Annotated in this window: 9 protein-coding genes; 7 read left to right on the top strand and 2 right to left on the bottom strand. The window is 61.2% G+C overall.

Annotation, left to right across the window (positions count from 1 at the left end; all coding sequences use genetic code 11):
- Nucleotides 1–4 precede the first annotated feature (4 nt).
- The gene (locus tag PD885_RS11880; protein ID WP_231895747.1) at nt 5–3040 is read left to right on the top strand and encodes a DNA repair protein; all 3036 of its coding nucleotides are present in this window, start codon (nt 5–7) and stop codon (nt 3038–3040) included.
- A 141-nt stretch (nt 3041–3181) separates the two neighbouring features.
- Here the strand turns inward: PD885_RS11880 and PD885_RS11875 are convergent, their stop codons facing one another.
- The gene (locus PD885_RS11875; protein ID WP_088056895.1) at nt 3182–4141 is read right to left on the bottom strand and encodes a formylglycine-generating enzyme family protein; all 960 of its coding nucleotides are present in this window, start codon (nt 4139–4141) and stop codon (nt 3182–3184) included.
- A 138-nt stretch (nt 4142–4279) separates the two neighbouring features.
- Between PD885_RS11875 and PD885_RS11870 the strand changes: the two genes are divergently transcribed.
- Nucleotides 4280–6502 (top strand): DNA repair protein, encoded by a 2223-nt coding sequence (locus PD885_RS11870; protein ID WP_231895746.1) that lies wholly within the window; start codon nt 4280–4282, stop codon nt 6500–6502.
- 147 nt (nt 6503–6649) lie between these two features.
- Here the strand turns inward: PD885_RS11870 and PD885_RS11865 are convergent, their stop codons facing one another.
- Nucleotides 6650–7606, bottom strand: coding sequence for a formylglycine-generating enzyme family protein (locus tag PD885_RS11865; RefSeq protein WP_040761876.1), 957 nt, complete (start codon nt 7604–7606; stop codon nt 6650–6652).
- A gap of 199 nt (nt 7607–7805) precedes the next feature.
- On the opposite strand from PD885_RS11865, the gene PD885_RS11860 reads away from it, so the two are divergent.
- The 5 genes from PD885_RS11860 to PD885_RS11840 are packed head-to-tail and all read left to right on the top strand — an operon-like array spanning nt 7806 to nt 14173.
- Nucleotides 7806–10490 (top strand): type VI secretion system Vgr family protein, encoded by a 2685-nt coding sequence (locus PD885_RS11860; protein ID WP_083215106.1) that lies wholly within the window; start codon nt 7806–7808, stop codon nt 10488–10490.
- Between the two features lie 14 nt (nt 10491–10504).
- The gene (locus PD885_RS11855; protein ID WP_231892663.1) at nt 10505–11383 is read left to right on the top strand and encodes a DUF4123 domain-containing protein; all 879 of its coding nucleotides are present in this window, start codon (nt 10505–10507) and stop codon (nt 11381–11383) included.
- Nucleotides 11380–11844, top strand: coding sequence for a DUF3304 domain-containing protein (locus PD885_RS11850; RefSeq protein WP_108772778.1), 465 nt, complete (start codon nt 11380–11382; stop codon nt 11842–11844). The genes PD885_RS11855 and PD885_RS11850 overlap by 4 nt, the downstream gene beginning before the upstream one ends.
- A gap of 23 nt (nt 11845–11867) precedes the next feature.
- On the top strand, nt 11868–12347 hold the full coding sequence (locus PD885_RS11845) for a DUF3304 domain-containing protein (protein WP_065975301.1): 480 nt from the start codon (nt 11868–11870) through the stop codon (nt 12345–12347).
- The gene (locus tag PD885_RS11840) at nt 12344–14173 is read left to right on the top strand and encodes a phospholipase effector Tle1 domain-containing protein (RefSeq protein ID WP_231895745.1); all 1830 of its coding nucleotides are present in this window, start codon (nt 12344–12346) and stop codon (nt 14171–14173) included. The genes PD885_RS11845 and PD885_RS11840 overlap by 4 nt, the downstream gene beginning before the upstream one ends.
- Nucleotides 14174–14177: the final 4 nt, after the last annotated feature.

Genomic DNA, 14177 nt, shown 5'->3' with positions numbered 1-14177 from the left:
TCCATTGCCCAGTTCCACGACCGGCAGCAATGCTTACGAAGCGCCAGCGGCAACGGGCGATTTCAGGCTCTGCTACAAGACTGCCGCGGGCTTGCCGGTCCCCTGCGCGAATGTGCGCTACCGAGTGGTGCAGGCGACAGGCGAAGTAGTGGCCAAAGGCAGCACTGGCCAAGACGGACGCACGCAGCGGATTTCCGTCAAGCCCAAGCAGGCAGCGTCCACGCCCGGGGTGAGTTCGTCTTATGCGTTGTTCAGCATGACGTACGACGGCATGGAGCGCTATACGCTACAGGTATGGAGCCAAGTGGTGTCTGCCTATGTGGAGCCGGAATTGCATCCGGACGTAAAGCAAGCGCCTAGGCTGGTCTTGCCATCGGTCAGCGTAATAGCCCAGCCGATGCAGACACAGGACGTGCTGTTGAAGCGCCATCTGCGCGTGCGCTTCCAGTTCAAGCAAGGCAACCAACCGATCGTCGGCGCGCCTTTTGTCGCCTACACCTACGATGCCGCCGGCCGGCAGGTCGCCGCCACGGATCTGCAAGGCAAGCCGATCAAGGGCAATACCAACAAGCAGGGCGATACCGGCAAGATCTACACCAACGACACCGCCTGGTTCGTGTTCAACCTGCCCGGCGCGGAGAAAATGGCGTATACCTCGGACGCGTTCGAGCCGCGCGTCATGGGTGCGGACGCGGTGATGTACGAAGTGAATGTCAAAAGCCAGGTGGCGGTGGCTGCGCCTGGCAAGGGGACTGTCGCCAAGATCTCGGGCAAGGTCACCGCGCCTGCGGTACTCAATGCGCAAGACGAAGAACTGTTGCTGTTGACGCCGGAGGTATGGAAGGAATTCGAGGCGGTCAGCGGTCATGTCGAAAGCACGTTCGCCGGTGTGCACCACGCGCGTTCAACGCTGGCGCAGGCACTACAAGGACGCAGTCCGGAGGCGATCCGGCAGGCCGAGAAAGATCTGAACCTTGCCGAAGACAAGGTCGCGACCATGTTGAACAAGGATTTCGCCAAGAAGGCGGACCTGGTGGAAGTGGTCACCTTCGAAAGCTACGACAAGGGCCGCGATGCGGGCGAGGGCAGCGTGCGCGATCGGATGGGATTGCGCAGGCGTTATCTGCCGCGCAAGAAGTACGAGGAGTACAAGAAGCGCCGGATCATGGGCGTGCCGACCCGGCTGGAGATGAGTGTGTCGGTCAAGGCCAAGCATGGCGATGCGACGGCTGAGGTGGTCAAGGCCAAGGGCGAATATTCGGATCGCAAGCAGTTCGATGCGGCGAAGTTCAAGGAATCCTTGTCCAAGATCACAGCCACGGCCAAATCCAGCGGGAGCGTGCAGACCGATCCGTGGGTGTGGGACATGATCGATGTGGGCGGCAACCAGTTCAGCGAGACGGTCAAGAAAAGCGAAAGCTACGCGGTGGATACGGCCGCGCAATGGCTGCGTTGCGCCGCCGGCGCGGGGGCCAGTTCGGAGCTGGGATGGGACCCGAACAAGCAAAACTTCAAGGCGCAGGCCTCGGCCAATGCGCAGGCCAAGCTGATCCTGTTCGAGGGCAAATGGGTGCATACGCTGAGCATTCCCAGCACAAAGGGCTGGCAGATGAACTTCGGCGGGATGGATCTGGGGGCGATCCTGTTCCAGCTAGCCTGCGAGCTGTACGGGTTCGTGGGCGCGAAGGCGTCGATGACCGGGGCGGTGGGCGTGTCGTACAGCGGCAACCGGGCGAGGGTGCAGCCGCAGGCGCGTGACCGCACCGACAGCCTGGCGTCGAACTTCGATCAGGCGCACGGCTTGCCGCGCGCGGACCTGGGCGATCCGCCCGGCCCCAACGGCGCTCCGTCGCGACGTGTAGTGCCGGCATCGCTGAACGAGACCGCGCCCAGCGATATGAACGGGATGCGTGTGACTGCCGAAGCGTTCGCGGGCGCCGAAGGCGGCCTGATGCCTTCCGGGGAACTGCAATGGTTGCCGCCGGAGAAGACCAAGCCGGTGGCCTTCGCCAAACTATCGCTGGATGTCGCCGTCAGTGCCGGTGCCGGCGCCAGCGCGCAACTCAACATCTACTACGCGCAGGGCAAGTTCCGGGTCAAGGCGAGCGCGCGCCTGTGCTGGGGCGTGGGCGCGAAAGGCGCAGTGGAGTTCGTGGTCGATGCCGAGGGCATGCTGGAGTTCGTCAAATGGGTGTATTACCAGTTGGCGCATGCTGGGTTCAAGACGTTGGTGTATATGGCCAAGGATGCGTTTTTGGCGTTGTCGAATATTTTGTTTATGGTAATTGCAAAAGACACAAAAATCGGTCAGCAACTCGCCTCCGGTGTAGACGAGATTGGCGCTTCTTTAAGAACAACAATGATTAGCCTCGAAAAAGCAGAAAACCGCCACAAACTCGTCCAAAGCATCAACAAGAAGCCTGCGTGGCTGATCTACGCCACCCCGGAGACGCGCGGCATGCTGCTGTACGCGCTCACCCGTCACGATTGGGCCACGCACTGGAACGACGCGCCGGAGGTGAAGTACAAAGGACTGGACATGCAAGTGCACTACCTCAACGAGCACAAGCAGGCGGTGATCAACATCATGAAGTGCGTCAAGCTGCGCCCGGAGTGGAGCAATGTAATGCAGCATATGACCATCGATGGTAGCAAGGGAGGCGATCCCGGAAAAGCCGACGGCGATGTGATGCGCTTCCTCAACTATGGCATCTCACTTAATCCCGATCTAAAAGGCGGGGTGTTCGACCCGCTCAACGACAAGCCGGACTCGACGCCAAAGGACGCACAGAATACGTACCTGGAAGATTATCTGAAGCATCGTTCCACACTGATGGGGGCTTATCCGAAGGGCTATGAGGTCGCCAGCTTGAACGAGATGGACGGCACGCAGTTGGCCATGCTGGATGGACAGGAATCGCCGATGTTCGCGGCGATCGATCCGCAATATCTAGGAATTGATCGAGAAGCGGCCAAGACCATGCTGGCGATGGATCATGGAAGCTCGGTGGGGCAAGACCAAGATGAGTACATGGCGTAGCACTAAGGAGGGTCTGATTAACCCGCTTGCGCGAAGCTATTGGTTTGACTGAGCCGCATGGCGGCGATGTATGGGTTAATCAGACCTTTCCTAAAGATGCTGTCCCGCCGGCTGCGTAAGCCGGCGGCACAAGTGATCAGGTCATTTTGTTTCGGCTACGCAGCGAAAGGTGTTGAAAGCATTTTGGTTCATCTTGTACTCGTCTCCCTCCATGCCCGGTTCACGCCTTAAAGGAGGGGCGGGGAGCTTATGAAAGCGTGTAAATGTCATCGATACAAACCCAAGCGAATCCCCGCCGGAATTTGAATGTGCGCGTTGTACTTTTTCTGTGCCGGTCTTAGGGCCTTGGGGATTCTTCAGGTCTTTGGGGTCGTAGGACTCGGCATACCAGTCGCGCGCCCATTCAAAGCCGTGGTCGATCATGTCGTACAGGCCTAAAGGATTTGGTGGATATTTGCCAATAGGAGTTGGGCCGTAGATGTATTTGTGCTCGCTTCTGAAGCTCCCTGCCTGCTCAAATGAAGCAACATTGCGTCCATCCTCGATTTCCCCATTATCGGTCGGCCGCACCACCATCTTGCCGCCGCTGCGCGCGGCGTATTCCCATTGCGCCTCCGTCGGAAGATCCATCTTCTTGCCGATCTGTTGGCCGACCCAGCGGCAATAGCCTTGCGCCTCGTACCAGCTGACCCCTGCTGGTAATTCGGGGACGTTGCGATATTCGAGATCAATTTTATATTGCGCTATCTTCGGCTTCCCCGTTGCATCGGTATACACGTCATAGTCCGCATAGGTGATCTTGTGCGCGCTGATGGCGTAGCCGTCCAGGGTCACGTTGCGCAGCACGTCGTCGTTACGCTCGCCGCTATAGGGCAGCTTATCCGGGTTGTGCACCGGCCCGAAGTCGCCCATCAGGAACGTGCCGCCTTTCACTTGCACCAGGTCCTTGAGCGTCCTCTGCTTCAATGCTTCCACGCGCGCCTGCACGTCCGCCGCCGGCTTGGCGGCCTCGTTCGCAGGCTTGGCCTGGCAGCCACCGATGGCCAGTAGCGCCGAGCACCAGATACCAGCAGACACGTAACTGCGGCGACGTTGTTTCATGACTGTCTGTCTCGCTTGGGATCGATGAGCGATCTTAGCAAGTCGCTAAGGAACAAGTCGCTAAAAAAAGAGTAAGTGGTGTGCGTGCCTACGCCATCGACACACCCGAGAGTCCTCAACGCGCAAGACGAGGAACTGTTGCTGTTGACGCCGGAGGTGTGGAAGGAATTCGAGGCGGTCAGCGGTCATGTCGAAAGCACGTTGGCCGGTGTGCACCACGCGCGTTCAACGCTGGCGCAGGCACTACAAGGACGCAGTCCGGAGGCGATCCGGCAGGCCGAGAAAGATCTGAACCTTGCCGAAGACAAGGTCGCGACCATGTTGAACAAGGATTTCGCCAAGAAGGCGGACCTGGTGGAAGTGGTCACCTTCGAAAGCTACGACAAGGGCCGCGATGCGGGCGAGGGCAGCGTGCGCGATCGGATGGGATTGCGCAGGCGTTATCTGCCGCGCAAGAAGTACGAGGAGTACAAGAAGCGCCGGATCATGGGCGTGCCGACCCGGCTGGAGATGAGTGTGTCGGTCAAGGCCAAGCATGGCGATGCGACGGCTGAGGTGGTCAAGGCCAAGGGCGAATATTCGGATCGCAAGCAGTTCGATGCGGCGAAGTTCAAGGAATCCTTGTCCAAGATCACAGCCACGGCCAAATCCAGCGGGAGCGTGCAGACCGATCCGTGGGTGTGGGACATGATCGATGTGGGCGGCAACCAGTTCAGCGAGACGGTCAAGAAAAGCGAAAGCTACGCGGTGGATACGGCCGCGCAATGGCTGCGTTGCGCCGCCGGCGCGGGGGCCAGTTCGGAGCTGGGATGGGACCCGAACAAGCAAAACTTCAAGGCGCAGGCCTCGGCCAATGCGCAGGCCAAGCTGATCCTGTTCGAGGGCAAATGGGTGCATACGCTGAGCATTCCCAGCACAAAGGGCTGGCAGATGAACTTCGGCGGGATGGATCTGGGGGCGATCCTGTTCCAGCTAGCCTGCGAGCTGTACGGGTTCGTGGGCGCGAAGGCGTCGATGACCGGGGCGGTGGGCGTGTCGTACAGCGGCAACCGGGCGAGGGTGCAGCCGCAGGCGCGTGACCGCACCGACAGCCTGGCGTCGAACTTCGATCAGGCGCACGGCTTGCCGCGCGCGGACCTGGGCGATCCGCCCGGCCCCAACGGCGCTCCGTCGCGACGTGTAGTGCCGGCATCGCTGAACGAGACCGCGCCCAGCGATATGAACGGGATGCGTGTGACTGCCGAAGCGTTCGCGGGCGCCGAAGGCGGCCTGATGCCTTCCGGGGAACTGCAATGGTTGCCGCCGGAGAAGACCAAGCCGGTGGCCTTCGCCAAACTATCGCTGGATGTCGCCGTCAGTGCCGGTGCCGGCGCCAGCGCGCAACTCAACATCTACTACGCGCAGGGCAAGTTCCGGGTCAAGGCGAGCGCGCGCCTGTGCTGGGGCGTGGGCGCGAAAGGCGCAGTGGAGTTCGTGGTCGATGCCGAGGGCATGCTGGAGTTCGTCAAATGGGTGTATTACCAGTTGGCGCATGCTGGGTTTAAGGTGTTGGTGTATATAGCCAAGGATGCGTTCTTGGCGCTTTCTCGATTGCTATTTTTGGCGATTGCGAAAGACTCAGATATTGGGAAGCAACTCGCCTCTAATGTAGATGCGATTAACGTTTCTTTACAAAAAACAATGGATAGCCTCGAAAAAGCAGAAAACCGCCAGAAACTCGTCCAAAGCATCAACAAGAAGCCTGCCTGGCTGATCTACGCCACCCCGGAAACCCGCGGCATGCTGCTGTACGCGCTCACCCGTCACGATTGGGCCACGCACTGGAACGACGCGCCAGAGGTGAAGTACAAAGGTATGGATATGCAGGTGCACTACCTCAATGAGCACAAGCAGGCGGTGATTAATATCATGAAGTGCGTCAAGCTGCGCCCGGAATGGAGCAACGTGATGCAACATATGACAATCGATGGTCGCGAGGCGGGCGATCCCGGCAAAGCCGACGGCGATGTGATGCGCTTCCTCAACTATGGCATCTCACTTAATCCCGATCTAAAAGGCGGGGTGTTCGACCCGCTCAACGACAAGCCGGACTCGACGCCAAAGGACGCACAGAATACCTACCTGGAAGATTATCTAAAGCACCGGTCCACGCTGATGGGGACGTATCCGAAGGGCTATGAGGTGGCCAGCTTGAACGAGATGGACGGCACGCAGCTGGCCATGCTGGACGGACAGGAATCGCCGATGTTCGCGGCAATCGATCCGCAGTATCTGGGGATCGATCGCGAAGCGGCCAAGACCATGTTGGCGATGGATCATGGAAGCTCGGCGGAGCAAGAACAAGATGAGTACATGGCGTAGCACTAAAGAAGTTCTGATTAACCCGCTTGCGCGAAGCTTAACTTATTTGTCTGACTGAGCCGCATAGCGGCGATGCATGGGTTAATCAGACCTTTCCTAAAGATGTTGTGCCGCCGGCTGTGTAAGCCGGCGGCACAAGCGATCAGATCATTTTGTTTCGGCTACGCAGCGAAAAGTATTGAAAGCATTTTGGTTCACCTTGTAATCCTCTCCATCATTCGGGTCACGCATTAAAGGAGGGCTGGGGGGCTGATGGAAACGGGTAAATGTCATTGATACAAATCCGAGTGAATCCCCGCCCGAGTTCGAGTGGCCCCGCTGTACCTTGTCCGTACCGGTCTTAGGTCCTTGGGGATTCTTCAGGTCTTTGGGGTCGTAGGATTCGGCATACCAATCGCGCGCCCATTCAAAGCCGTGGTCGATCATGTCGTACAGGCCTAAAGGATTTGTTGGGTATTTGCCAATGGGAGTTGGGCCGTACATGTAGCCATGCTCGCCTCTAAATTTTTCTTGTTCATCAAACGATGCGACGTTGCGGCCATCCTCGATTTCCCCATTATCGGTCGGCCGCACCACCATCTTGCCGCCGCTGCGCGCGGCGTATTCCCATTGCGCCTCCGTCGGTAGATCCATCTTCTTGGCGATCTGTTGGCCGACCCAGCGGCAATAGCTTTGCGCTTCGTTCCAGTTCACACCGGCCGGGATATCGGGAAGGTTTCGATACTCCAGATCCATTTTATCCTGCGCTATCTTCGGCTTCCCCGTCGCATCGGTATACACGTCATAGTCCGCATAGGTGATCTTGTGCGCGGTGATGGCGTAGCCGTCCAGGGTCACGTTGCGCAGCACGTCGTCGTCGCGCGCGCCGCTATAGGGCAGTTTGTCCGCGTTGTGCACCGGCCCGAAATCGCCCATCAGGAACGTGCCGCCTTTCACTTGCGCCAAATCCTTGAGCGTCTTCTGCTTCAATGCTTCCACGCGCGCCTGCACGTCCGCCGCCGGCTCGGCGGCCCCGTTCGCAGGCTTGGCCTGGCAGCCACTCATGGCAACTAGCGCCGAGCACCAGATACCGGCAGACACGTAACTGCGGCGACGTTGTTTCATGAATGTCTGTCTCGCTTGGGATCGATGAGCGATCTTAGCAAGTCGCTAAGGAACAAGTCGCTAGGAAAAGGAGTGAATGGCGTGCGTCCGAATGCCATCGGAATTAAGTCCGTATACCCGTGGTGCTCAATGCGCAGAGCGTGTCTGACACAGGCTTGCCATGGAAGCGGACTTCTTCATTTTTCCAAGGATAGTGATCATGCGAACGCGTATTGCCAACAAGCCGTCCGTGGCCTTCGTCCGCGCGTCGCTGAGCACACAGGCGAACTTGCCGCTGGAGGCGTGGCTGGGGCGTCGCGCGACGCTGTACACCCGGCTGGCCGATGGCGGCGAGAGCCCGCGCACGGGGCTGATCCACGAAGCGTACGAACTGGGCAGCGACGGCGGTCTGGCGCGCTACCGGGTGGGCCTGGTGCCGTGGACGTGGTGGTTGTCGCAGGGCCGGCACAGCCGGGTGTTCCAGGAGCGCACGCTGGTGCAGATCGTGGAGGCGGTGTTCGCCGACTACGCGCCGATGGCGAGCTGGCAGTGGAGCGACGAGGTGAGCGGGTTCCTGGCCCAGGCGCGGCCGCGCAGCTACTGCGTGCAATACCGCGAGAGCGACCTGGATTTCGTGCAGCGGCTGCTGGCCGAGGAAGGGCTGGGCTGGCGGCTGCAGGAGGCGGACGCGTCGCCCGGCGGGCACCAGCTGGTAGTGTTCGCCGACAGCGCCGCGCAACCGCAGGACCCCAGTTCGGCGCAGGGCGGCGGGCTGCGCTACCACCGCAGCGACGCCACCGAGGCGGCCGACAGCGTGTTGGCGATCGGCGCCACCCGGCGGCTGGGCAGCGGCCGGCTGACCGTGCTCAGCGAAGACTTCAAGACGCGCCAGGCGCGCAGCGCGCAACTGCCGCTGCACGGCGGCGGCGGACAATCGCTGCGCGAGCTGTACGAGCCGGTGGGGATGTACGCCTTCGCCAGCGCACAGGAAGCGGACCGCTATGCAGGGTTGATGGCGCAGGCGCAGGAGGCGCAGTGGTCGCCGTGGCAGGGCCGCAGCACGGTGCGCACGCTGCGCGCCGGTACCTGGTTCACGCTGACCCAGGCGCCGCAGCTGCTGACGCGGGTGTGGCATGCGGGCATCAACAACCTGCCGGTGGACGTGCGCGCGGCGGCGCAGGCGCAGCTGGGCGCCGCGCCGGCATGGCCGGACGCCAGCGCGGTGGCGGCACGCAGCACCTGGGCGCAGGCCGAGGCGGTGGGCTACGGCAACGCCTTCGAGGCGGTGGACCGGCAGCAGCCGTGGCGGCCGGTGCTGGCCGACGGCACCGGCGCGCGGCTGAACCCGCGGCCGACCGCGCCGGGCTACCAGAGCGCCATCGTGGTCGGCGCCGATGGCAGCACCGGCGGCAGCCAGGAGGTCCATGCCGACGCGCTGGGCCGGATCCGGGTCAGGTTCCACTTCCAGCACGACGCGTCGGCCCCGGCGGCGCAGGACAGCACCTGGCTGCGGGTGGCGCAGCGCTACGCCGGCCCGGGCGTGGGCAGCCAGTTCCTGCCACGCATCGGCCAGGAAGTGCTGGTGGGCTTCCTGGAGGGGGACATCGACCGTCCGGTGGTGCTGGGGGCGCTGTACAACGGCAAGGGCGAAGCCGGCGTTCCCGCCACCCCCGGCGGCACCAGCGCCGAGGCCGACACCCGCCTGTATGCCCAGGCCGGCGACGGCCGACCCAGCGCGCAGGCCAACCTGGCCGGCGGCCACGCCCCGGCCTGGCACGGCGCCGGCGGCGGCACGGACAACCACCGCAACGCCACCGCGCTGTGGGGCGTGCAATCCAAGGAATGGGGCGGCGCTGGCCACAGCCGGCTGGTGTTCGACGACAGCGACCAGCAACTGCGCTTGCAACTTGCGACCACGCAGGCGGCCACGCAACTGAACCTGGGGCACCTGATCCACCAGGCCGACAACTACCGCGGCAGCTTCCGCGGGGAAGGCTTCGAACTGCGCACCGACGCATGGGGCGCGGTGCGCGCCACCTCGGGGTTGTGGCTGAGCAGCTACGCGCGCAGCAGCGGCCCGGCCGGCGAGGCGACCCAGCCCAGCGCATTGCTGAGCCAACTGCAGACGCTGGGCAAGACGTTCTCGCAGGCGGCGGGCACGCACCAGACGGTGACGCTGGCCGCGCACGAAGGCGTGGGCCAGGCGAACCACTCCAAGCTGATCGCCGAGCAGGCGCCCTTGCAGGCGTTGCTGACCAGCGTGAAGACCACGGTGCCGGGCACGGCCTACGCCGACGCCAAGGGCGCGGCGGCCGAGCGCAGTGCCAGCCCGGGCGACGACCGGGTGCCGCACACCGGCGATGCGCTGCTGGGCCTGGCCGCACCGTCGGGGATCGGCGTGGTGGCCGGCCAGGGCCTGAGCTGGAGCGTGGGCGAGACGCTGACGCTGGCCAGCGGTGCGGGCAGCGAAGCGGCCATCGCCGGCAACGCGCGCCTGCACAGCGGCCAGGCGATCGGCGTGCTGGCCGCGGCGGTGGACGGCGGGCAAACGCAAGCCAACAGCCTGAGCCTCGTCAGCGGCGAAGGCGCGCTGGACGTGCAGGCGCAGTCGGACGAAGTGCGCGTGCAGTCGAAAGAAGGACTGAAGCTGATCAGCGCCAACGCCGAAGTGGAACTGGCGGCGGGCAAGACCATCCACCTGGCGGTGGCTGGCGGTGCCAGCGTCACCATCGAAGGCGGCAACCTCACCTTCGCCTGCCCCGGCACCATCACCGTGCAGGCCAGCAAGAAGTCGTTCGTGGGGCCGGTGCAGCAGGCGTATCCGTTGCCGCAGTTCCCACGCAGCAGTTGCAAGAGCTGCATCCTGGATGCAGCGCGCCAAGGAACCCCGGGAGTGCTGGTGTGATGCGATATTACGCCGTGATCGACAGCGCTCAGCGTCCCCACTTCCATGAAAGACTGGATCGCCTGGGCGCGGCCTACTGCTCCCTGTTCGACCAGCAGGCCGAAGAGAGCCTGACCGAGATCGCACCACTCCTGGTCGCCTGCGACCGAGCCGACCCCACGTCTCGCCTGGCGCTGGAACTCGAACGGCTGGGCGCGGCAAAGCCCGCGGTCAGCTACATCGGCAGTGCATTGCCGATGCAAGATCTCGCCTGCCACTTCCGCGCCTTCCATCTGGTCAAGGTGCCGGAACAGGGCGAGCGTGACATGCTGCTGCGCTGGTACGACACGCGCATTCTTCCAGTCTGGCTGCAACTGCTCACCGCCGAACAAAAAGCCGTATTCACCGCTGGCATTGAAGAATGGCATTACTTCGATCGGTTCGGCGACTTGCAACCGCTACCATTGCCTGGGCCGTTGGCTGCGGGTCTGGCTGCGCTACCGCCATTACGGCTCGATGACGCACAGTACGCCGAGTTTCTAGAAGCCTGCGAGCCCGATGTCGCCATTGCGCAGCTGCGCCGGATCATTCCCGACGAAATGCGACGCGTTGAGCATCGGGTTCTTTATCCGTTTGTGAAACAGCAGATGGAGCAGGCCCGTACGCATGGGCTCGGTTCCATCGACGATCATGTGCACTATTTGCTGCTCGCCCTTTACACTAATGGCGGCTTCCGCAGCCATCCCGACGTCGCAGAACGTCTGGCCGCACCAGCATCGATGCACGCCCAGGCATTTGCGGCATGGGCCACCACGGTCCCCGACCATGTCTGGGAGTTGGGCAGGCCGCTCTGGGAATCGGCACCGATGGCGCCTTCAAACGACATCGCCGACCATCTTAGGAGCGCACTGTGAAACGTACTCGATGGACAGCCTGGGGGATCGTGATGTTACTCGGGTTGCTGCCATGTCTGACCGCTTGCGGCGAGGAATCCGTTGGCGTCAACCTCGTGGGCTACAACCATACCGACAAGGACATCGGACACTTTACGGTGAACGGAAGCGAAGGTGGGTTTCTACAATCCAATAGAGGTGGGGGTGGATTTGTGTGCTGCATTAGCATCCTCAAGCCCTGGAAGCCGGGCATGACGGTGACGGTCGGATGGACCGACGACTACGACGAGAACTATCAGGAGCGTCGGGTGCCAGTGCCGCGTTACGACAAATATGGCGACATGGCAGTGCATTTTCTGCGCAACGGCCAGATCAAGGTTTTCGTGACCATTTATGCCCTGTGGCACCCGGACTACCCGCTCAAAGGGAAAGATGTCGAACTGACGCCAGGCGTGCCGCCCAAGGGACCGTTCGACAAATGAAGCCACGACTGATGCCTTGGATGATGAAGCTCGCGCGCTGCGTCCTGTACGGCCTGCTGCTGATGTGGATCAGCGCCTGCCACGGTAGCAATACCGTGACCACCAACCTGGTGGGTTACAACCATACCGACAAGGATATCGGGCATTTCACGGTGGATGGCAATGAAGGGGGGTTTTTGCAGGCGCATAGTGGAGGTGGGAAATTTATTTGCTGCATTAGCGTCCCTGACCCTTGGAAGCCTGGCTTGAAGGTCACGGTCGGCTGGACCAATGATTACGACGAAAATTATCAGAAGCGTGTTGTCGAAATACCAAAGTATGATGCAAATCATACGGCGCAGTTTTCTGTCCACTTCCTGCGCAGTGGTGAGATCAAGGTCTTCGTCCCTCCATTTGGAATTGGAAATCCAAACTATCCGTTGAAAGGTCCTGAAGCTGGATTGTATCCAGGTGAAGATCCGGCAGAAGTCTGGAAAAATGGACGTAAAGGAGATCAGAAATGACGAGCTATCCCACTGGGGCGTTGCCGATGCCGCCCGATGGGCAGCGCCGGCTTACCCCTTCCGAGGCCCAGCGCCGCGCACAGGCGATGGCGTGCTTGCGCGACAAGAACTCGGAATGCCAGGGCCAGGTGCACGTCAATCTATTCTTTGACGGTACCGGCAATAACTGGAAGTGGGAAGGTACCTTTATCGAGGGAAAGAAGCGTAGTAAACAGACCCAGCGCACGCGAGATGGACATAGCAATGTCGCTCGTCTTTTGGATGCTAGCTTCAATGAAACTGGTAATGGATTGTTCTCCTTTTATATTCCAGGAGTCGGAACTCCATTTCCTGAAGTTGGTGATACCTCTACTGAGGGGAGCATGCTAGGAGGTGCGGCAGCCCTGTATGGGGCGCATCGAATTAATTGGGCTATAATTCAGGTTTATAACTCTATCCATAGATACTTAAAAGAGGATGCGCTATTAATCGAAGATAAAGACGCCAGATTAATCGTCAGTCAAATGAGCCAACTCTCGCTCGCAGAGGGCTTCAGGCGCCGCACCTACCTCGAAGTCTATGGCCGCAGGCTGGAACAGCTGGTCAAGACCCATCAGCGTCGAGTCAAGTCGCTCAATATCGCGGTGTTCGGCTTCTCGCGCGGAGCGGCTACAGCTCGCGCTTTCGTGCACTGGCTCTATGAAGTCGTCGAACCCTGGGGTAGCGGCTGCGGCTATAACCTGGCCGGCGTGCCGATGCAGCTGACGTTCCTGGGGATTTTCGATACCGTGGCGTCGGTGGGCATGGCGGCGATGTCGCGCGTCAGCGAGGGCAAGATGGCCTGGGCGCATGGCGAGATGATGAGCATCCATCCCGAGGTCAAGCAGTGCGTGCACTTCGCCGCGCTGCACGAGCAGCGCATCAATTTTCCGATGGATCTGGCGGCATCCGGCAAGGAAGTGTTGTATCCGGGCATGCATTCTGATGTGGGTGGCGGCTATAGCCCGGGTGGCCAGGGCAAGGATTTCGTCGATGGGCAGGCGCTTGGCGCCGCCAAGCTGTCCCAGATTCCGCTGATCGACATGCACCATGAAGCCATCAAGGCCGGCGTGCCGCTGATGACGATGGAGGAAATCCGTCAACGTCCCGCACTTGCCAAATACTTCGGCTGCCATACGCAACTGATCGATGCCTACAACGGTTGGCTGGCCGGACACGCGATAGCCGGGGGAGATCATATGCAGCAGATCAGGCAGCACTGTCGCCAGTATGTTCAGTGGAAAGGCATGCGCCTGTGGGAGGGCCCAGACAGTCTGTTGCAACAGCCGTTTTACTTGCGCGCCGATGCTGAGGACAAAGTGGACTTGGCCAAAGCGCAGCACGCCTTCGGCCAACTGGTCGCCGATATGAGCCGGCAAAACGATGCGGTCGATGGGTATCAACAGGCGTTTGCCGATTACAAGGCAAGAGACCAGGCGTGGCAAACCAGCCTTCAGGGACCGCGCCCAGTGCCTCCAAGGCGCATTGTCTCCGCAGATCTGGCGGACGCCGGCACCAAGGAACTGCTCGATGTCGTGCTCAGCAAGAAGTCCGTTCCACCTGTGGTTGCGAACCTGTTCGACAACTATGTCCACGACTCGCTGGCGGGGTTCTACATCAAGCGTTGGACCGAATTGGATATTCCGGTGGCCGCTACCAATGGCTATCTCCGTTACCGCTCAGTCTTCAAGCTCACCAGCAGTTGGCAGCAGCGCGAATGCGTCGACCCGCTGACCACTCCCATGCCGCCCGCAAACGTTCCCCGTATCGACCAGGCGTTCGGGATGATGGGAAGCGCGATGCGATAGACCG

The organism is Xanthomonas fragariae, assembly GCF_900183975.1.
Lineage (GTDB): Bacteria > Pseudomonadota > Gammaproteobacteria > Xanthomonadales > Xanthomonadaceae > Xanthomonas > Xanthomonas fragariae.
This window is presented reverse-complemented; position numbering and strand designations above follow the sequence as displayed.